This window comes from Bradyrhizobium sp. F1.4.3 (genome assembly GCF_040548375.1).
Taxonomy (GTDB): domain Bacteria; phylum Pseudomonadota; class Alphaproteobacteria; order Rhizobiales; family Xanthobacteraceae; genus Bradyrhizobium.
This window is the reverse complement of sequence record NZ_JBEPRN010000005.1, coordinates 323,990-342,942: the sequence shown is the minus strand read 5'-3', so window position 1 is coordinate 342,942 and position 18,953 is coordinate 323,990. Positions and strand designations below refer to the sequence as shown.

Here is an 18,953-nt window from a genome sequence, read left to right as displayed (position 1 = left end):
CGCTCGTCGAGCAAACCGAAATCGATGTTTGCCTTAATAGCTAGGGGAAATGTTGCTCTAGACGGCACTTCCGTGCGCGGAATGAGAAGGCGGCGGCAAAATCCCGATACTTATTTACCGTGCGATTGAGAAAGGGTTCGTCCGCCCGATATAGTACGCGGGTGGTCGTGTGTTGCAGACAACAAACGGCTGCCTGAGGGCCCCGTCCCCGCCAGCCCCGGGATTGGGGTCTTCCGTTTGGATGCAAAGCCGCCGCCCGCTTAAATCTATCGCGGGCGGCGGCTTTCCAGCCCCGGGGGGATAATGCAAAACCCCGGTATTTGATTAGTCTGGATGGACTAGGCGAGGTTCAATGTCAGAACGTCGCACATACTGGTCCGGGCGCTGCACCTATGCCGAGTTTTCTGAACCCAGTCCCCGCCAGCCCGGATGCGCCGGTTCACGCTGGCGGGCCGGCCATGCTGAAAGCGATTCCTGCGATCGGTGCCCGCCGATTGCCAAAAGCTTTTCTTGCAACTCCCGCAGGCTCGCAAGGTCGGCGGGTTTCTTTTGGGATCGGTTCCAGCGCTCCCGGCGCTCTGATCCGCAATTGGATCGGCAGCCGGGAGCATTGGGGGCTGGGAAACCAAGCCGTCCCACGCTCGCCCTTAAATTACAATCCGCGAACGGTAGTTGTCCGGAGTCCATTTTCGGAACGGGGTGTTCTACTGTGTGAACACCGGCGAGATTTAAGTACCAACTTCTAGTTTGCCCGGGAATGCCGCAGTGGGGCTGGAACCGCGCTGCGGCTTTTCCCTAAGCGACCAACTTCCGCGAGCGTCGACGCTTTTCGTCGGACGACATTTTCGCGCAGCAGTTTGCCCGAAATTCATTTTTGGAGCGGCGATGTCTCATCTCGTGGCATGCGCGTTTTGTGCCCCTGTTGCGACTGCAATGATCTGGGCGGGAGTTGTCCTCTACCTGAACATGGTTCTTCCCGAGGAGCAGGACTAAGTCGCGAGGCGAGTATGGGCAAGATCGGATTTGCTATCATCCTCGCTGCCTTTGCGGCATATGCAGTGGATGACCGCTGGAACGATGGCCGCTACACACGAAGCACCGTAGCTGTGCTTCGTAATGTGCAGCATGCGATAGGGTGGTGATGCCGCCTCAGTTGGCGGCCTTGGTCATTTATCCCTCTTCAGCTTGCGCCGGCCCCAGTGTGGCTCTTTGCCCTTCGGGTTGAACTCGGGAACGTAGTGTCGGTTCAATGCCCGCGTGATTGCCATCCGGGCGAACAGCGTCGGGCCGCCTCCCTCTGCCACCAGGATCAGGGCTTCCATCGTGGCTTGCCACTCTGGCGCGGCGTGCTCCCTCTTCGGCAGCGCGGCGACACCAGCTTGCGGCCGTCCACCTCGATCGGCTCGTCGAAAGGCCGCCCCCAGCGCTTGGTCATCTCGTGTTTCGGCATCCCATGATTGCGAGCCGCGGGTTGCCCCGCTCGAAGTCAGGCCGAACATCGGCGCCGCGACCACCGCAGCCCCGACAAACGAAGCACGGCTCGATATCGGACAACCGCACCTTGTCACAGTGGCAATAGACCAACACGCCGCGGACACCCATTTCGCGTATCTCGCCGAAGGTGATCTTCATTGGCCGGCCGTCGGCACGGGCAGGTGTGTGTCGTCGGATCGAGCGAGGCATCCCGCCAAGAATGGCGCACCACGCAGAGAGTCAAATTATCAATCCCTTGGGCCTCGGAACGCGCGCGAGCTACTGCGCGTCGTGGAAGTGGCGCGCGGGGCGTTCAGTTGCCAGGGCTACGGATCCAAACTCTGACGGACGGGGCTAGTTCGGAATAAATATTACCCTGCAGATCGAGGACGACCTGGACGCGCCTGCCATCCTTCAAAGTCGCATCACCTCGCCAGATTCCCCGGGCATCCTTTTGCAGTCCTGAAAGCTGCGAATACCCTTCCGCCTCAATTCGCTGCTTCGCATCTGCTTCGTCGAGGTTGTTCGCGCCTAGGTCAGGCCTCAGAGTTGGGTTCTTCGGAAACTCGAATGGCTGCTGCGCAGAATAGGTTGGAAAGCTCGTGCCCGAGTAGCAGGGACTGTTGGGATTGAAGCCGGATGATGGGCCGCACGGGTTTAGAGATCCAGTTGCCAATGCAGAGGGCATGCTTGGCGCGGTTGGGTAAGCGGACGGTCGCGTCGGCTGTGTCTGCGCGAAAGTTGAGACACTGATGAGAGCCGCTGCTATCGCAGCAATTGGATTTCGAACATCCATTCCAAACTCCTAACGCCATTGAAGCGCCGAGCAGGGGCCGGCAGAGCCTCATTGATTTCTATGGTTCCGAAAGTTCGCGCAACCATACGGACGAGATTGTTCGGGTAATCCGGATCTAATCGCCTTCGTGACGAATGGCCTAGTGACTGCCAGCAGTTTATGGTTAGAAAGAGAACGCCGCAACGAAATCGCAATGAAATGGCCCAAACGGCCGTGAACAAAACGTAGGGGACGAGGGCCTTGTCGTGGCTGGCGGGTTTTCATGTGCAGTTTCGATCGAGGCCAAGCTGAAGGCAAACAAACCCCCTCCGACGACAATCAGCGTGCTCCACGCACCCCACGTCATCCATGCACCGAATAGACCGAGGACCAGGCCAAGCGTTCGTCAAGCTGCATCAATCCGCGCCCGATCGCGTGCGAATGTCCGAGCCCCTAACCCTGCGGATTTCGCAAGGGGCGCGGCAGTAGTTCCTGCTAACCGGCTGTCTTGCCAGCCGGGACTGTCGCAGACGCAGCACCCACGTTTCGCTTTACAAGACAGGAGCCGCCGGAGCGGCGAATGCGGCTGCAAAGATTGTCGGCCTCTCGTCGCGTGTCGCTGCCGATCCGAACTTGATAGAACGAACTGGTGCCGCGGCTGCGGAACAACAAGGGATCACTCTGATCACTGATTGGGGCATTCAAGCCCTTCATTGCGCGCGCATACATCGCTAGTGCGTTATCCCTATTGAAGCCGGCGGCTACCTGGACGCCCCATCGCTTGGCGGCGGCGAGCGTCACGCGGTGTTCAAGCTGAACGACAAAAACATTGGGCGACCTTTCTAGTAATGCAATCAATTTCCGGCAGTTCGAAGTCTGCGCAGGCTCTGGCATTGCACCGTTGCGGCCCGCTTTGGCCCAATCATCGACGCTTACGCCCGTGATCGCGGAGACGTAGTTCCGCGTCTCCTGCGGCATGTAGCCAGAGTCCGCAAGCCAGTCCCGAACCCGCTTCGGTCCGGCGTTGTAAGCTGCCGCGGCAAGCCCGAGATTGCCGAACTGATTGCGCAGTTCGCCGAGGAACTCAGCGGATTTCGGCAGCGCCTGCACTGGATCGAACGGATCAAGCAGCCTTCGCTCGCTTGCTGTTCCGGGCATGAATTGCGCAATGCCTTGCGCACGCTGGCCGTTGCGCGTCACCGGTCCGATGGCATCAGATTGAAAGCGGCTTTCCTGCCAGATCACACGCGCAAAAAAAGCAAGCGGGAGATCATTTGCCTTCGCCGCCGCTTCGACCATCAGGCACAGCGCCTCGCGGGCATCACTATCCCCCAGGCTTTTTGTAAGCCTTTGCGTGCTGGCCTCGTTTTCATCCTTTGGGATCGCCGGCTTGTCGGCGCTTGGCCGGGCTACGCCGATCTGAGGAAGCGCCGCATCCTGCGCGAATGTCGGTGGTGCGACCGACAGGAGGACGATCGAGACAACGCAGACCGCAGCACTTGGAGCGAGAGCCGTTTGCACGGCCATAGTGCCACGCAGGCGAGTTTGTCGTTTTATTGAACGCGCCATCAGCCGCGATATCCCGTCAAGTTGGCTGGGCGGCGAGAATTGGAGCTTGCGTTCCTGTCCCTTGCTTCCATGCACGAAGAACAAAGTGTTTTTCACGGTTTTCAGCGCGGCCCCTGCGATCGACGGATAGCGCTTGGTCCAATCCAGGCCGTTGCGTGACAGCAGGCGCACATGCCTGTCGTCCCGAATGACGAGCATCCGGTAGTCGTCGTGCTTCACTTCATGGATCCAATCGGGGCCCGAAGGGACCTGCTTACCGGCGGTAGCCAAGCAAACCCTAGTACTGCTTCGCATTGCTTCACGACAATCAGGAAATACGGGCTGACCGAAACGCCACCCAATTCGATCCGGTGACTATAAGTCTGTGCCGCACTACCCGCAACCGCTGCAAGCTCTGTCGCAGCCATTGCGTCAAGTCGGCCGCACGTCTTCGTTCGGCAGACCGCAAAGTTTCGGCTAACTCTTCGAAACGAAGATCGTCCCGCTCGGCCCTCATGACAGCACCTCGCAGTGAAGCTAAACCTTGCGCATCTCCTCAATGCGGATCAGACAAAACTCGCGATAAAGAATGTTGATGAGCGCCGACATGACCGAACCCCATTGTTTTGGTCGTGGCGCAATCCTAAGCCCGACTCCGTTCCAGGCCGGCTTCGCCGACGGACGAAATGGTTTCACGGGCTGCCCGAATTGTTTCAGCGGAAAACGGATGGTCAGCCCTTGGGCTGCAGAAGCTCTCTGAAGGCGCTGGGGCTTGCTGAGCGGCTGCTGGTCCTTAAAACCACTGACGCCAAGGGCCACGTTGTGGAGCGAGAACGCCGCACGACGATCAACCACGCAATGAAGAGTCCGAGACCGGCGACGCCGAATTGACCGACCGCGAGATCCTGGCGCAGAGCCGACACACGACGGTTAAGGTGCTTCCGAAGTACCTGAAGCGCACGACGAAACAGATCGCCACTGGCACGAAGAAACGTCGCGCTGTGCGAACGAAAGGCGGACTTTTGTCCGAATGAGCAACAGCATTCTTGTCCGAACGGACGCAAGGAGAAGTAGGAAGTGACTGAAAACATTGGAGCGGGTGAAGGGAATCGAACCCTCGTATTCAGCTTGGAAGTCATCGAAATATTGTAGCGTTTTCAAGGGCCATTCTGACATTTTTCAGTGTTCTGGGCAGTTGAGATTGCTACGGAATTTCTCTTTGTCAGAATGGCGGTTGCCAGCCCTTGCTCGTCAAGCCATTTGCCGGCGGTTCGTGGCGATCTCCGGCCGGTCCTTGACGGCAACCGGTCCGAAATGAGGGGGGATCGGATCTCGACCCCTTGAATCCGCTCAAGAATGCACGCTGCTCTTTGCTGCCACGATGCGCCTAATCAACTTCCCCGACGAGACGCTGCCCACTTGTTCGTCCAGCAATATCCGCGTCGTCTCCAACGCACGAAGCACCCGCTCCGGATCAAAAGCAGCGTAAAGGCGCCCGTGCTCGTCCCGCCTGTCGGCCCCCTCGGTCACGCGCCAGCTCAGATAGAGCACACCACCTGGGACAAGGATGGCCAGAAGTCTCTCGACCGCTGGCGTAATGGCTTCAGGCTCGAGATGCATGATGACGGTCTCGCACAGCACGTTGGTGAAGCTTGCCTCCGGAATCCCATCGAGAGCTGGAAGGACCGCCCGTTTGAACTCGATCTCCGGATGGCGGCTTCGCGCTTCGGCCAGAAGTCCTTCAGACGCATCGAAGCCCACGGTCGGATAGCCTCGAGCGACGAGCCAGGCGGCGTCACGACCGCTGCCGCAACCGACATCCGCAGTGGGACCGGGGATGAAAAACCGATCCACCACGTTGTGCAAATCGATCGGTGCCGGTTGGGCGGCCCAATCGTCCGCGAAAGCCTTGGCATCCCGATTGTAGGCGCTCAGTGTCGTGTCGTCCATTTTGGCGGCCTCCTTCGTCGCCGACCGTTGAACCTCATCTCGACTCACCACCGGCGTTTGCTGGCACGTCGAGCAACCTTCGCAGGAGATCAGTACACAGCAGCAAGTCTTCCTCGCTCCAGGATGCGACCCTCGTCCGGAACGCAGCGCCCTTGGCCTGCGTCGCGAGTTCCATTCGCCGACGGCCATCGGCGGTCAACGACAGGACAATGCTTCGGCGATCGGAGGGATCGGTCGACGTCGCAACCAACCCCAAGCGCACCAACTCGCGAGTAAGGCGGCTTGCCGCGCTGCGGTCCATGCCCACTGCCTCCGCTACCGCACTCGGCTTGGCCGGGCCGTACGCCTTGAGCCAGAGCGCGATATGGAACGCGGCCGGCTGCAGCCCGGCGGAAAATGTTTCCGACGCCTGCGCCGTCAGAGCCCGGGACTGGCTTACCAGCGCGTTCAATACGGCACCCAGCCCCCGAATGCGGTCTTCTCGCCTGCCGCCATCCCGCGGAGCTTTGCTCGAACGCAAAATCATGATTCCACGCCTGCCTATAAGTTGCGTAACCATTGCCAGATTAGTTGACAAATAGCCACTATCATTACATAGTGGATATATATCCATTAAACAGGAACGCCATGTCGCCGCCTCGTCCCACTGTCGTGCTAACCGGCGGAACCAGCGGCATCGGCCAATGCACCGCGGTTGCGCTTGCGCAGAAAGGCGCAGATCTGGTTCTCACTGCCCGCAGCAAAGCCAGGGCCGACTCCACAATAGAGATCACCGAACGCGCCGCCCCCGGAACAAAGGTCGATATACACCACGGTGATTTCGGCGATCTAGCCTCCGTGGCCGCGCTCGGACGCGAGATCGCCTCACGCCACAGCCGGATCGATGTGCTGATCAACAATGCCGGGATTCATGCGTTCAAACCCCGCGTCACTAAGGACGGCTATCCGGAGATGGTCGCAGTCAATTATCTAGCGCCCTGGCTTTTCACGAATATCCTGCTTGAGACAGTTGTCAGGTCAGCGCCCTCACGCATCGTGACAGTCGCATCGCAAGCCTCCCGGCAAGGCGCCGGCTTTGACCCACTCGCCGCCCTCGTCGACAAACGCCAGTTCTCCACTCGAGGCTCCTCGGTGATCTACGGTCAGACCAAGTTGTTGAATATCATGTTCTCGATGGAACTGGCGCACAGGCTGACGGGGACCGGAGTAGCGGTAAACTGCCTCTGTCCCGGATTCAACGTGACGGGTCTCGGGCGCGAACTTTGGTTCGCAGCACCACTCGAGCGTTTATTGACTTGGCTAAAGGTCGGCAATCCCGAACGCGGCGCGGGAATCATCGTCAGCCTCGCCAGCGATCCCGCCTTCGCCGGTGTGACGGGCGGCTACTTTTCCGTCAGCGACGCGCGACGGCTCACCCCTGTGACGCCGGGCGACGACCCGCAAGCGCTGCAAGCACTTTGGCAGGCAACAGCGGAACGAGTTGCAGCGTTCTACCGGGGCGAGATCGTCGAGAGACGCTCCAGTTTGTCAGAATGAAAAGTTCTTGACGAGCCAAGCCATTGAAAAATCTGGAGCGGGTGAAGGGAATCGAACCCTCGTATTCAGCTTGGAAGGCTGCTGCTCTACCATTGAGCTACACCCGCGTTCCCGGCTCCCTAACACGGCCGGGCGGCGGTCTCAACTGCCCAGCAGGCGGCTTTTTGGGCGGCTTAACGGCCTCGCGAACAGGCCCGGTTCCGGCCGGCCCGCCTCCCCTTAACAGGGTCGGCTTTGCGGCCTATATTAAAGTCTCCCGAAACCAACGAAAGGAGGTGATCCAGTGTCTTTTACCAAGCGCTGTCACCTCGCTGGGATCGCCCGCTAAGCTTTGAATAGAGCTTGGCATCGGGGCGCTCTCAGCCCTGGACCAGCGAGCAAGAAATCCGGCGCGACGGGGCCTCCCGCCGCGCCTTTTCTTTTGGGGATCTATGGCCATGGCCGCCCGATGAGGCTCGCCGCCGAGGAGGACGGTGAAGATTGCTCGCGAGCAGGCAGGGCGCGATCCGCGCGAGGCGGCAATCGGGTTTCGGGACGGTTTCGTCGCGCACGCCGCGGCGCAATATTGTGGTCTCCGGGCTTGTCGGTATCGGCGGCGGTGATACGTCCTTCGGACCGCGAGCTTCAAAACAAACGAGGTGACGATGCTTTACGCCATCCTGGCTTACCATGTGGAAGACGAGATCTTGTCCTTGACGCCGGAGGAGGACGCCGCGGTCGTGGCCAAAGTCATCGAGGTTCAGGCGCCCTTGAGAGCAAGCGGACATTTTGGGCCGGCCGCCCGTCTGGATGAGACCCGAACGGCCCGCACCTTGCGTGGCCCCGGCGCGGGCGTGGTGCTGGACGGCCCGTTTGCCGAGACGAAGGAGCAGCTTCTGGGCTTTCACCTTGTCGAATACGACACGGATGAGGAGGCGATCGCGGCGGCGCGGAAGCTGCGTCAGGTCAATCCGACTGCGGTCTACGAAATCCGCCCAGTCAAGCTTTACGTGCCGGCCGACGGGTTCGGTGCGGCATAGAAGCGCTGGATCAGGAGCCCGCCGAAGGCGATGAACCACATGAAGGGAGCGATGTGCGGCGCGAATGCCGCAACGATCGTGCCCGGGATGAACACCAGCAGCGGAAACAGCGAGGCCATGATCTCGTGGCGCCAGCTGCCCAGGATCGTCCACCACAGCCAGGCATTGAGGCCGGCGATCGCGGTCAGGTGCAGGCCGTAGAGCACGGCCACCGCGCTGCTCATGGCGTAGTTGGTGTAGAGGCCGTTGGTCACCGGCAGCAGCACGATCGACAGCAGGAAGAACAAATTGAGCATCACCGCGCCGCGGCTGCCCACCGGCTGGCGCGCAAGCCGCCTGTGATGGCTGATCCAGAACACGCCGGCGATGATGAAGCTGAGCGCAAAGCCGGCGAGCTTGCCGGAATAGACCTGGGCAAGGTCGCTCCAGCCCGGCGCGCTGCTGAAGACAGCCGCCTTGGGCAGATCATAGGCCAACAGCGTCATGGCGACGCCAAAAATGGTGTTGCTGAGCGATTCCAGCCGCCGCATCTCGAACTGGTCGGGCTTGGACTCGGTCATGCCGGGTGCGCTTTTCGGGCTGGAACTTGGGCCGCCGTTTTCCCTAGGTGTTAAATCCGGTTCCGTCCAGCCGCATTGCGATTCGCCGCGGGATCGCCGACTCTCGCCCTTTCACTGGGGCGATTCGTGGCGACATATCTGGACACGCTCAATGCGGAGCAGCGCCGCGCCGTCGAGCATGGCGTGGCCGACGGGTCGATCGTGGGCGCGCCCCTGCTCGTCATTGCGGGCGCCGGCTCCGGCAAAACCAACACGCTCGCCCATCGCGTCGCGCATCTGATCGTCGCGGGCAGCGATCCGCGCCGCATCCTCTTGATGACATTCTCGCGCCGCGCGGCGGCCGAGATGGCCGGCCGTGTGGAGCGCATCGCCCGGAAAGTGCTCGGCGAGAACAACGCGGCGATCATGCGCGATGCCCTGAGCTGGGCCGGCACCTTTCACGGCATCGGCGCGCGGCTGCTGCGTGAATATGCGGAGCGGATCGGCGTCGATCCCGCCTTCACCATTCATGACCGCGAGGATTCCGCCGACCTGATGAATCTGGTCCGGCACGAGCGCGGCCTGTCGAAGACCGAGAGCCGCTTTCCCGCCAAGGGCACGTGCCTGTCGATCTACTCGCGCTGCGTCAATGCCGAGATGGAGATCGAAAAGGTGCTGGGACAGCACTATCCCTGGTGCGCGGGCTGGGCGGCCGAGCTGAAGGGCCTGTTCGCGGCCTATGTCGAGGCCAAGCAGGCCCAGCACGTGCTCGATTACGACGACCTCCTGCTCTACTGGTCGCAGATGATGAGCGACGCGCTGATCGCCGACGAGATCGGCGGCCGCTTCGATCACGTGCTGGTCGACGAATACCAGGACACCAACCGCCTGCAATCCTCGATCCTCTTGGCGCTCAAGCCGGACGGACGCGGGCTCACCGTCGTCGGCGACGACGCGCAGTCAATCTATTCGTTCCGCGCCGCCACCGTGCGCAACATCCTCGACTTTCCGCAAAGCTTCTCGCCGCGCGCGGACATGATCACGCTCGACCGCAACTACCGCTCGACGCAAGCTGTGCTGGCGGCGGCGAACGGCGTCATTGGCCTTGCGCGCGAGCGCTTCACCAAGAACCTCTGGACCGACCGGCCCTCATCGCAAAAGCCGCAGCTCGTGACCGTCCACGACGAGGCCGACCAGGCCCGCTACATCGTCGAGGAGGTGCTGGCCAACCGCGAGCAAGGCGCGCTGTTGAAGCACCAGGCGGTGCTGTTCCGGACGTCCTCGCACTCGGGTCCGCTGGAGATCGAGCTAACCCGCCGCAACATTCCCTTCGTGAAATTCGGCGGGCTGAAATTTCTCGACGCGGCGCACGTCAAGGACGTGCTGGCGCTGCTGCGCTTTGCCGAGAATCCGCGCGACCGCGTCGCAGGGTTTCGCATCCTGCATCTCTTGCCGGGCATCGGCCCCGCAACCGCGCAGCGCGTGCTCGACCAGATGGCGGACAGTACCGACCCGCTGCACGCGCTTGGCCAGCTCCCGGTACCGGCGCGTACCGGCGCCGACTGGACCGACTTCGTCCGCACGGTCGAGAACCTGCGCTATTCGGAATGGCCGGCCGATCTCGAACGCGTGCGGCTCTGGTACGCACCGCATCTCGATCGCATCCACGAGGATTCCGAGACCCGCCGCGCCGATCTCATGCAACTCGAGCAGATCGCGAGCGGCTATGCCTCGCGCGAGAAATTCCTGACCGAGCTCACGCTCGATCCGCCGGATGCGACCAGCGACAAATCCGGGCCGCCCTTGCGCGACGAGGATTATCTGATCCTATCGACCATCCACTCCGCAAAAGGCCAGGAGTGGAAGTCGGTGTTCGTGCTCAACGTCGTCGACGGCTGCATGCCGTCGGATCTCGGCGCCGGCACCAGCGCCGAACTCGAGGAAGAGCGCCGCCTGCTCTATGTCGCGATGACCCGCGCCAAGGACGATCTGCATCTCGTCGTCCCGCAGCGTTTCTTCACCCACGGTCAGGCCGCCAAAGGCGACCGCCACGTCTACGCCTCGCGCACCCGCTTCATCCCGGAACAGCTGGTCTATCTGTTCGAACGCACCGCCTGGCCGAAGGCCGCCGCCGGCGCGGCACGCACGGGGGCACAAGGTCCGAAGGTCGACATCGGCGCGCGGATGCGCGGGATGTGGCGGTAGGCTTCGCGGCGTCCTTCCCGCCTTGGCGCAGATCCTGCTTTCGTCGTCTGGTTTGGTAAGCTAGATCATGCGGAAGGAGGTGGCTTTTGGCAGAGGATCGCTTGTCGATGCGGCTTCCGTCGCTTAATGCCTTGAGAGCTTTCGAGGCTGTCGGTCGCACCGGCAGCATCAAGGCGGCAAGCGACGAATTGTCGGTCAGTCCGACAGTGGTCTCTCGACATATCCGCAAGCTTCAGCTTGATCTCAACGTGGCGCTGGTTGCCGCGCACGGCCGGGGCCTGCTATTGACGGCGGCAGGAGAAGCTTTCCATGCCCGAGTGAGCCGCGCCTTCGATATCCTCCGTCAGGCCAATGAGGATGTTCGTCCGGTAAGCCGACGAAGCCTGACGATCTGGTGCATGCCAGGCATAGCCAATCAGCGCCTGCTTGGCCGCTTGCCGTCGCTCATGAATCTCCTGCCGAACCACGACATCGCCCTGTATCCGACGCTGTCGCGTGCGGACTTCACACGCGGCGAAGCCGACGCTGAAATAGTTCACATGAACATGCTGATCAGCCGCCCTAAAGTAAGGACCGAGTTGATCTCGGCTCCCAAGATTCATGCGGTGGCAAGCCCGGCATTCCGGTCGTGCCATCCAGTCGTAACTCAACCTTCCGATTTCTTGCGATTGCCGCTGATCCACGAAGCCTCCACGCTTTATTGGGAGCAATGGTTCGAAAATGCAGGGGTGACGGACTTGCCAATGTTGCGAGGGCCATGTCTCTGGCATGCTCATTTGACGATCGAGGCGGCGCGGCAGGGACAGGGCGTAGCGCTCGCCAACACCCTGCTGGTCGAGGAAGATCTCGCTGCCGGCCGACTGGTCGATCTAAGCCCTCAGCCCGTTAGCCTCGGCGGCTACTACTTCGTCGCGGTTGCGAGGCGCTGGGGTGACCCGGAATTGGTGGTGCTGCGCCGCTGGTTGAAGGAAGCGCTCCAAGGCAGCATCGCGAACCGTGCAGCGGACGCGACCACGCGCTCCGAATAGGCCGATTGTCTCGCGACATCAGCGGCGCGATATACCGAACGTAGGCCGTGTCCATCGGGCCCCCACGACAGCTGTTGGCGGGTGGCAGCCAATCGTTCAAAAAACACACCATACAGATGCAAATTAGATGATTGTTGCGATTTTGTCCCTCGGCCAATCTATCCGGGCAGGCAGGATCTCCGGACGTTGCTCCAGGACTGCCTGATCATGTTCGTCGTCGTCAGAAGACAAGAATGACCACCGAGGGTTTTGCAAGCGTGCCAACCGCCGTTCAAGTTGATCACGATCTGAGTATCGAAAGCTTGAGCAAGTTCTACGGAGATTTCGCGGCACTGGACGACGTATCGCTAGCCGTTAAACGCGGAGAATTTTTGACACTGCTTGGGCCATCCGGCTCCGGCAAGACCACGTTGCTGATGTCCATCGCCGGCTTCGTTCAGCCTGATCGCGGCGACATCCTCCTCGGCAGACAGAGCATCAGGCATTTGCCGCCTGAACAACGTAATTTCGGCATGGTGTTCCAAGGCTATGCCCTCTTCCCGCACATGACCGTCTACGACAACGTTGCGTTCCCGCTGAAGGTGCGCAAAAGGCCGTTTGCTGAAATCAAGAAGAAAGTCGATGCGGCCCTCGATCTGGTGCAACTGGGCGCGCAAGCCAGCCGTTATCCCCGCCAATTGTCCGGCGGTCAGCAACAACGTGTCGCACTTGCTCGCGCCATGGTGTTCACCCCGCATCTGCTCTTGCTCGACGAACCCTTGAGCGCGCTCGACAAGAAGTTGCGGGCAGAGCTGCAGGACGAGCTGAAACGCCTGCACAAGCGGGTCGGATTGACCTTCATCTATGTCACCCATGACCAGGACGAAGCCCTGTCCATGTCGGACCGGATCGTCGTGATGCGCGACGGCAAGGTTGTCCAGAAGGGTACACCAAGCGAGTTGTACGAACGGCCGGCGACAAGTTTCGTCGCCAACTTCCTCGGCAAGAGCAATTTCCTTCGGGGCAAGGTTGAAAGCCATGTGACCGGCGGCTTCGTGCTGACCCATCAAGGCGTCCGGATCATTCAGGCGAGCGAAAACAGGAATCGCCCGGCGATTGGCCAGCATGTCGTGATCGCGCTCAGACCGGAAAAGATCAACCTCGCCGGCAACGACGGTCAAATCGACAACAAGCTTACAGGCGTCATCTCCGAGTGGAGTTATCTGGGTTCGCAATTCCGGCTTGTCGTCGACACGCCGGAATTCGGCGACGTCGTCGTGATGATGCCGACCTGGGGACACGGCGAGCCGCCCATTGCCAGAAACGTCGCAACGATCGGCTGGGAACGTAGTGCCGGCACCCTGGTCGCAGACGCCTAGACCTTCAGCACCGCAACAGTCGAAACGAACGGATGGGACTCTCGTCATGAACAGCCGCAATTCATCTCTCACTCCCTCTCGCCGCGCCATCCTCAAGGCAGGTGCCGGCCTGCTCGCCGCACCTGCGGTGCTCACCGCCGGTGGTGCACTCGCCCAGGCGCGCAAGGAAGTCGTGCTGGTCAATTACGGCGGAGCCGCCATGAAGGCCTTCGACGAGGCCTTCGTACAGCCCTTCGCCGCCCAGGGCGGCCGCCTGGTGCTGGACGGCAGCGGTCCACTCAACGGCAAGATCCTGACGATGGTGCAGTCGCGCAACGTCACCTGGGACATTTGCGATTGCGGCGTCACGACGTTGGCCGAGCTTGGGCCGCGCAACGCGCTCGAGAAGATCGATTACAGCATCGTCGACAAGAGCAAGGTGGCGACGGAGTTCGCGTATGAAAACGGCGTGGTGAACTATATGTTCTCGTCCGTGCTCGCCTGGGACACGGCCAAGATCAAGGAGACGCCGACACTCGCCGACTTCTTCGATCTGAAGAAATATCCGGGCCGGCGCATGGTCCGCAAGGATTCCCAGGCCATGCTCGAGTTGTGTCTGATCGCGGACGGCGTTCCGATCGAGCAACTCTATCCGCTCGACGTCAAACGCGCCTTCGCCAAGCTCGCGACCATCAAAAAGGAGGTGCTTTACTGGAACAGCGGCGCCGAAAGCCAAAGCCTGATGCGGGACGGCGAGTGCGCCATGGGCCTGCTGTGGCACACCCGCGCCAACGTGCTCAAGGCCGAGACCAACAACCGCATCGCCTACACCTTCAAGGACGGCCTGCTGCAGCCCGGCCTGTGGGTCGTGCCGAAGAACAACCCAGCCGGCGCCGAGGCCTTTCGCGCAATCGCCTCGATGCAACAGCCGGAAGGCCAGGTCAAACTGCTTGCCGCGATGGGCAATGGCCCCTCCAATCCGGCGGCGCAGTCGATGGTGCCGGAAGCGCTACGAGCGACGAACCCCGCAGATCCCGCAAATGCAGCGGTCCAGGCCAAAATCAATGCGGCCTGGTACATCGAAAACCATTCGAAGACCTTCCAGGCCTACCTGGATTTCATCTCCTCTTGAGGTGTGTTGCCGGCGGCGTGGCGCCCTTCAGCAGCCACGCCGCCAAGCCGCCATGGCAAGTCTTCATACAAAGTCCCACTGCCAAGACCTCATCAAGGCCCGAATGCTGGGTTCGATACCGATGACCGATCCTGCAGATAGACCGACGCTTTCGCCGGTGCGCCCGCGTCTCGGCGTGACCGCACGCTACTGGCTACTGATCTTGCCGGCGCTGGCACTCATGGTTGTTTTCTATCTTTATCCGATCTCGAAGGTGCTCTGGATGAGCGTCACCGAGCCGCAACCGGGCCTCGACAACTACGCCCTGCTCGCGACCAGCGCTTCGATCCAGCGGATGCTTGTCACAACAGCGCGCATCAGCGTCATCAGCACGCTGATCACCCTCGTGCTCGCTTACGTCGTCGCCTATGCGCTGGTTCATGCCAGCGAACGGGTGCAGCGCTGGATGTTCCTCGGCGTTCTCGTCCCGCTATGGATTTCGGTCCTGGTGCGCGCCTTCGCCTGGTTTGTGCTGCTCAGGCGTGAAGGGCTGGTCAACAACATACTGATGTCATCTGGGCTCATTGAGGCGCCCCTCAGCCTGATCTGGAACGAGACCGGCGTGCTGATCGGCATGGTCCACTACATGTTGCCGTTCGGTATCCTTCCGATTTACGCCAATATGCGCGACATCGATCAGCGATGCATTGCCGCAGCCCGAGGGCTCGGCGCCAGTCGCGGCGTCGCTTTCCGCACGGTGTTCCTGCCGTTGTCGATGCCCGGCGTCGTCGGCGCCGGCATCCTCGTCTTCATCTTTTCGCTCGGATTCTTCGTGACGCCGGCCATACTCGGCGGCGGCAAGACCTTGATGGTTGCCGAATACATCAAGGTGCAGATTCTGGAAATCGTCCGCTGGGGCGTCGGCAGCATGCTGGCCGCCACCCTGCTGGTCATCATCGGCGCCCTACTTGCGCTGCTCGCCCGCGTCGTCGATTTGCGCAAGCTGTTCGGGGCAATATGAACACCACCACCGCTACTTTCGGCGGCTCCTCGCCCATGACTCGCTCGATCGCATGGGCGATCATTTGCTTTCTCGTCTTGCCCATCACCATCGTATTCGCGGTATCAGTGACCGATCGACCCTATCTGTCGCTGCCCCACGACGGCGCTTCGCTGCAATACTATCGCAACCTGCTGACCAGCCAGGCCTGGTTGACCAGTATTCTGCACAGCCTGATCATCGCGTTCGCTTCGACCGTCATCGCGACCGTGGCCGGCACGCTCTGCGCCGTGGGCTGCTGGCGCCTCAGCAACCGCGCCAGCAATATCGTCCGCCTGGTCATGCTGATGCCGATCATGGTGCCGACCATCGTCTACGCACTCGGCATCTATCAGGTCTGGGTGGATCTCAGGCTCATCGACACCTACACCGGCGTGATCATCGCCCATGCGGTGACCGGCATGCCCTATGTGATCATCACCGTGTCGACAGCGCTCGCCGGCTTCGACCTCAAGCTCGAGCAGGCCGCCCTCAACCTCGGTGCCAGCATCGGCCAGACGCTGCGACTGGTCATCATTCCCAACATCCTGCCGGGCATCATCTCCGGTGTGATCTTCGCCTTCATCCACAGCTGGGATGAATTGGTGATCGTCCTGTTCATCGCCGGCCGCGGCGTCTTCACTCTTCCGCGCCGGATGTGGGACGGCATCAACGAGCAACTCGACCCGACCATGGCCGCGGTCGCCGCCGTGCTTATCCTGATCACGGTCTGCCTTCTCTTCATCGATATCGTCATCCGGGCGTACCGCGCCCGCTAAGCCCCGGCAACGCGTGCAGACGCACGTGCCACACTCATCACGACCTGCAGGAGACACTCATGTCGATCATTTCCGAGCCAGAATATCGCTACAACATGTTGATCAAGGCCTTTCCGTCGCGGGCAGAGCCGGCCTTCGAGACGGAATCGGAACAGGTCGGGGTTTGGGGACGCCGCTGGGGCTGCAACAATGACGTCGGCCAAATCCGGATGGTGCTCATGCATCGCCCCGGGGCCGAGTTGAACATCGTCGAAGCGAACAAGCGACTGCCCGATATCGGCGCCTTCGGCGACCCGGAACAGGGCTGGTACTGGCGTGGCGACGTGATCCCCGATTTGGCCGCGCAGCAGAGTCAGCACGATGCGCTCGCGCGAGCCTTGCGCGAGGAAGGAGCGGAAGTCGTTTATGTCGACCAATGCGCACCGGGCAAGATGAAGACCGTCTACACGCGGGATAGCGTCATTGCGGTCGACGGCGGTGCGATCGTCACCCGCCTCGGTCCGCCCATCCGGCGCGGCGAAGAACAACCGGTCAGCCGGACCCTGGCCAAGCTTGGGATGCCGATCCTCAGGACGATATCGGGCACCGGGCTTCTGGAGGGTGGCAGCTTTGCCTTCATCACGCCCAAGGTGGCGGTGGTGGGCCTGTCGAGCCGCGTCGACGAAGAGGGTGCGCGCCAACTCGAAGAGGTGCTGCGCACGCAAGGCGTGGAACTGCTGCGCGTCCATCTCACTGGCTACCGGCTGCATATGGACGGCATGTTCGTGATGATCGATCGCGACACTGCCTTTGTGAATCCGACGCTGCTGCCGTTCTCGTTCCTTGAAAAACTGAAGGAGCTCAAGATCCGCCAGATCGAGGTCTGTCCTGACGACCAGAACTGGGTGATCAATTGTCTCGCCGTGCGCCCGGGCCATGTCATCGTGCCCGAGGGCATTTCGCCGCGGACCATGGAGAAATTCGGCAAGGCCGGGATCACCACGCGCGTTGTGCCCTACGACAAAGTCGCGCTCGGCGGCGGCGGCATCCATTGCTCGACCTCACCCCTTGTTCGCGACCCGCTCTGAGCCAGGGCGACGTAGACGCGTGCCGCGCTCGGCCGGATGGTCGCGCAGATAGCCGCCGAGGACCAACAAACGGAAACCGAGCATTTCCGGGCGTGCCCTTGTCGCACGGCGGTCATCCATTAAGTGTCAGCGATCATCCCACAGAGACCTGATCGATGACCGCACCGCTCGAATTCGGACTGGATACCTTTGGCGACGTCACCAGGGACGCCTCCGGCGCCATGCTTGCGCATGCGCAGGTGATCCGCAACGTCGTCGACGAGGCGATGCTGGCCGACGAGCTTGGCCTCGATTTCATTGGCCTCGGCGAACATCACCGCGCCGATTTTGCGATCTCCTCGCCCGAGACCGTGCTGGCCGCGATCGCGGCGCGCACCAAGCGCATCCATCTCGGCTCGGCCGTGACGGTGTTGAGCTCGGACGATCCGATCCGCGTGTTCCAGCGCTTTGCGACGCTCGATGCGCTCTCGAACGGGCGCGCCGAGGTGATCCTCGGTCGCGGCTCCTTCACCGAATCCTTTCCGCTGTTCGGCTTCGATCTACGGGCTTACGAGGCGCTGTTCGAGGAGAAGCTCGATCTGTTCGCAGCACTCCTGTCGCAAAAGCCGGTGACGTGGGAGGGCAAGCTGCGTCCGCCGTTGAAGGACCAGCTCGTGTATCCGCCGGTCGAGAACGGCACGCTGAAGACCTGGATCGGCGTCGGCGGCAGCCCGCAATCGGTGGTGCGCGCGGCGCATTACGACCTGCCTTTGATGCTCGCCATCATCGGCGGCGATCCCGCGCGCTTTGCGCCTTACGTCGATCTCTATCATCGCGCCTTCAAGGAGTTCGGCCGCCCGGCAAAGCCGATCGGCGTGCACTCGCCGGGCTATGTTGCCGAGACCGACGAACAGGCGCGCGAAGAACTGTGGCCCGACTACAAGGCCATGCGCGACCGCATTGGCAAGGAGCGCGGTTGGCCGCCGATGGGCCGCGACGAGTTCGTCAGCGAGGCCGAGCACGGCTCGCTCTATGTCGGCTCGCCCGAAACCGTCGCGCGCAAGATCGCAGCGACGGCGAAGGCGCTTCGTATTTCGCGGTTTCAGTTGAAGTATTCGGCAGGACCGCTGCCGCATGAGAAGCTGATGCGGAGCATCGAGCTTTATGGACGGAAAGTGGTGCCGATGGTGCAGGAGATGATGGGGTGAGCTTTCGCCGGCGAGTATCGGACCGAAGCGGCTCTTTCACAGCCGCTTCTTTGCGAATGCGCGGCCGGAAGCTGACTTCAAGTACTTCTCAAAGGCAACTGCTTGCTGCTCATTCGAGAAAGCAACATAGGTCTTGAGCTCCCACGGCATGAACTTTGATGTGTGACGGACCTCACCGGCATTGTGCTTCTTCAATCGGGTGCGAAGATCGGACGTCAAGCCAACATAGTAGCGATCAGGATCGCTTTTGCTCCTGAGAATGTACACATAGAACATGCAAGCATCCCCCACAGCCCGAAGCTCCCAGGAGAATGATAGCGGCATCCCTATTACTTCGACAGTCCGCCTACGCCCTGCGGG

At 61.3% G+C, this 18,953-nt stretch carries 17 protein-coding genes and 1 tRNA gene; 10 read left to right on the top strand and 8 right to left on the bottom strand.

Annotated elements, in window-relative coordinates:
- Positions 1 to 1,166: 1,166 nt before the first annotated feature.
- From ABIB73_RS18170 to ABIB73_RS18150, 5 genes are all read right to left on the bottom strand, one after another.
- Positions 1,167 to 1,322, bottom strand: a complete 156-nt coding sequence (locus ABIB73_RS18170; protein WP_354225851.1) for a hypothetical protein — start codon at positions 1,320 to 1,322, stop codon at positions 1,167 to 1,169.
- Between the two features lie 1,421 nt (positions 1,323 to 2,743).
- On the bottom strand, positions 2,744 to 3,775 hold the full coding sequence (locus ABIB73_RS18165) for a transglycosylase SLT domain-containing protein (RefSeq protein WP_354225952.1): 1,032 nt from the start codon (positions 3,773 to 3,775) through the stop codon (positions 2,744 to 2,746).
- A 558-nt stretch (positions 3,776 to 4,333) separates the two neighbouring features.
- Positions 4,334 to 4,651 carry a hypothetical protein gene (locus ABIB73_RS18160; protein ID WP_354225849.1) on the bottom strand — a complete coding sequence of 106 codons (318 nt, stop codon included), beginning with the start codon at positions 4,649 to 4,651 and terminating at the stop codon, positions 4,334 to 4,336.
- Between the two features lie 495 nt (positions 4,652 to 5,146).
- The gene (locus tag ABIB73_RS18155; protein ID WP_354225847.1) at positions 5,147 to 5,746 is read right to left on the bottom strand and encodes a class I SAM-dependent methyltransferase; all 600 of its coding nucleotides are present in this window, start codon (positions 5,744 to 5,746) and stop codon (positions 5,147 to 5,149) included.
- A 34-nt stretch (positions 5,747 to 5,780) separates the two neighbouring features.
- Positions 5,781 to 6,272: a MarR family winged helix-turn-helix transcriptional regulator gene (locus ABIB73_RS18150; RefSeq protein ID WP_354225845.1), complete on the bottom strand. Its 492-nt coding sequence runs from the start codon at positions 6,270 to 6,272 to the stop codon at positions 5,781 to 5,783.
- A 101-nt stretch (positions 6,273 to 6,373) separates the two neighbouring features.
- On the opposite strand from ABIB73_RS18150, the gene ABIB73_RS18145 reads away from it, so the two are divergent.
- On the top strand, positions 6,374 to 7,282 hold the full coding sequence (locus ABIB73_RS18145) for an SDR family NAD(P)-dependent oxidoreductase (protein ID WP_354225843.1): 909 nt from the start codon (positions 6,374 to 6,376) through the stop codon (positions 7,280 to 7,282).
- 33 nt (positions 7,283 to 7,315) lie between these two features.
- Here the strand turns inward: ABIB73_RS18145 and ABIB73_RS18140 are convergent.
- Positions 7,316 to 7,389, bottom strand: a tRNA-Gly gene (locus ABIB73_RS18140).
- 537 nt (positions 7,390 to 7,926) lie between these two features.
- On the opposite strand from ABIB73_RS18140, the gene ABIB73_RS18135 reads away from it, so the two are divergent.
- Positions 7,927 to 8,301 (top strand): YciI family protein, encoded by a 375-nt coding sequence (locus tag ABIB73_RS18135; protein ID WP_354225841.1) that lies wholly within the window; start codon positions 7,927 to 7,929, stop codon positions 8,299 to 8,301.
- On the opposite strand, the gene ABIB73_RS18130 is transcribed toward ABIB73_RS18135, so the two are convergent.
- Positions 8,268 to 8,861: a TMEM175 family protein gene (locus ABIB73_RS18130; protein WP_354225839.1), complete on the bottom strand. Its 594-nt coding sequence runs from the start codon at positions 8,859 to 8,861 to the stop codon at positions 8,268 to 8,270. The genes ABIB73_RS18135 and ABIB73_RS18130 overlap by 34 nt on opposite strands.
- A 126-nt stretch (positions 8,862 to 8,987) precedes the next feature.
- Here ABIB73_RS18130 and ABIB73_RS18125 point away from each other — a divergent pair, with 126 nt between their 5' ends.
- From ABIB73_RS18125 to ABIB73_RS18090, 8 genes are all read left to right on the top strand, one after another.
- Positions 8,988 to 11,045, top strand: coding sequence for an ATP-dependent helicase (locus tag ABIB73_RS18125; protein WP_354225837.1), 2,058 nt, complete (start codon positions 8,988 to 8,990; stop codon positions 11,043 to 11,045).
- Between the two features lie 86 nt (positions 11,046 to 11,131).
- Positions 11,132 to 12,073: a LysR substrate-binding domain-containing protein gene (locus ABIB73_RS18120; protein WP_354225835.1), complete on the top strand. Its 942-nt coding sequence runs from the start codon at positions 11,132 to 11,134 to the stop codon at positions 12,071 to 12,073.
- Between the two features lie 233 nt (positions 12,074 to 12,306).
- Positions 12,307 to 13,431: an ABC transporter ATP-binding protein gene (locus ABIB73_RS18115; protein WP_354225833.1), complete on the top strand. Its 1,125-nt coding sequence runs from the start codon at positions 12,307 to 12,309 to the stop codon at positions 13,429 to 13,431.
- A gap of 46 nt (positions 13,432 to 13,477) precedes the next feature.
- Positions 13,478 to 14,542 carry an ABC transporter substrate-binding protein gene (locus ABIB73_RS18110; RefSeq protein WP_354225831.1) on the top strand — a complete coding sequence of 355 codons (1,065 nt, stop codon included), beginning with the start codon at positions 13,478 to 13,480 and terminating at the stop codon, positions 14,540 to 14,542.
- A 121-nt stretch (positions 14,543 to 14,663) separates the two neighbouring features.
- Positions 14,664 to 15,542 carry an ABC transporter permease gene (locus tag ABIB73_RS18105; protein WP_354225829.1) on the top strand — a complete coding sequence of 293 codons (879 nt, stop codon included), beginning with the start codon at positions 14,664 to 14,666 and terminating at the stop codon, positions 15,540 to 15,542.
- The gene (locus ABIB73_RS18100) at positions 15,539 to 16,339 is read left to right on the top strand and encodes an ABC transporter permease (RefSeq protein WP_354225827.1); all 801 of its coding nucleotides are present in this window, start codon (positions 15,539 to 15,541) and stop codon (positions 16,337 to 16,339) included. The genes ABIB73_RS18105 and ABIB73_RS18100 overlap by 4 nt, the downstream gene beginning before the upstream one ends.
- A 59-nt stretch (positions 16,340 to 16,398) precedes the next feature.
- Positions 16,399 to 17,406 (top strand): dimethylarginine dimethylaminohydrolase family protein, encoded by a 1,008-nt coding sequence (locus ABIB73_RS18095; protein WP_354225825.1) that lies wholly within the window; start codon positions 16,399 to 16,401, stop codon positions 17,404 to 17,406.
- A gap of 155 nt (positions 17,407 to 17,561) precedes the next feature.
- Positions 17,562 to 18,593, top strand: a complete 1,032-nt coding sequence (locus ABIB73_RS18090; RefSeq protein WP_354225823.1) for an LLM class flavin-dependent oxidoreductase — start codon at positions 17,562 to 17,564, stop codon at positions 18,591 to 18,593.
- A 36-nt stretch (positions 18,594 to 18,629) separates the two neighbouring features.
- On the opposite strand, the gene ABIB73_RS18085 is transcribed toward ABIB73_RS18090, so the two are convergent.
- Positions 18,630 to 18,869 carry a GIY-YIG nuclease family protein gene (locus ABIB73_RS18085; RefSeq protein WP_354225821.1) on the bottom strand — a complete coding sequence of 80 codons (240 nt, stop codon included), beginning with the start codon at positions 18,867 to 18,869 and terminating at the stop codon, positions 18,630 to 18,632.
- Positions 18,870 to 18,953 lie beyond the last annotated feature (84 nt).

Coding starts and splice junctions, on each gene's coding strand:
- ABIB73_RS18095 (WP_354225825.1), top strand. CDS start 16,399: ATGTCGATCATTTCCGAGCCAGAATATCGCTACAACATGTTGATCAAG.
- ABIB73_RS18100 (WP_354225827.1), top strand. CDS start 15,539: ATGAACACCACCACCGCTACTTTCGGCGGCTCCTCGCCCATGACTCGC.
- ABIB73_RS18150 (WP_354225845.1), bottom strand. CDS start 6,272: ATGATTTTGCGTTCGAGCAAAGCTCCGCGGGATGGCGGCAGGCGAGAA.
- ABIB73_RS18130 (WP_354225839.1), bottom strand. CDS start 8,861: ATGACCGAGTCCAAGCCCGACCAGTTCGAGATGCGGCGGCTGGAATCG.
- ABIB73_RS18155 (WP_354225847.1), bottom strand. CDS start 5,746: ATGGACGACACGACACTGAGCGCCTACAATCGGGATGCCAAGGCTTTC.
- ABIB73_RS18170 (WP_354225851.1), bottom strand. CDS start 1,322: ATGGAAGCCCTGATCCTGGTGGCAGAGGGAGGCGGCCCGACGCTGTTC.
- ABIB73_RS18145 (WP_354225843.1), top strand. CDS start 6,374: ATGTCGCCGCCTCGTCCCACTGTCGTGCTAACCGGCGGAACCAGCGGC.
- ABIB73_RS18105 (WP_354225829.1), top strand. CDS start 14,664: ATGACCGATCCTGCAGATAGACCGACGCTTTCGCCGGTGCGCCCGCGT.
- ABIB73_RS18165 (WP_354225952.1), bottom strand. CDS start 3,775: ATGGCCGTGCAAACGGCTCTCGCTCCAAGTGCTGCGGTCTGCGTTGTC.
- ABIB73_RS18115 (WP_354225833.1), top strand. CDS start 12,307: ATGACCACCGAGGGTTTTGCAAGCGTGCCAACCGCCGTTCAAGTTGAT.
- ABIB73_RS18085 (WP_354225821.1), bottom strand. CDS start 18,869: ATGTTCTATGTGTACATTCTCAGGAGCAAAAGCGATCCTGATCGCTAC.
- ABIB73_RS18135 (WP_354225841.1), top strand. CDS start 7,927: ATGCTTTACGCCATCCTGGCTTACCATGTGGAAGACGAGATCTTGTCC.
- ABIB73_RS18110 (WP_354225831.1), top strand. CDS start 13,478: ATGAACAGCCGCAATTCATCTCTCACTCCCTCTCGCCGCGCCATCCTC.
- ABIB73_RS18090 (WP_354225823.1), top strand. CDS start 17,562: ATGACCGCACCGCTCGAATTCGGACTGGATACCTTTGGCGACGTCACC.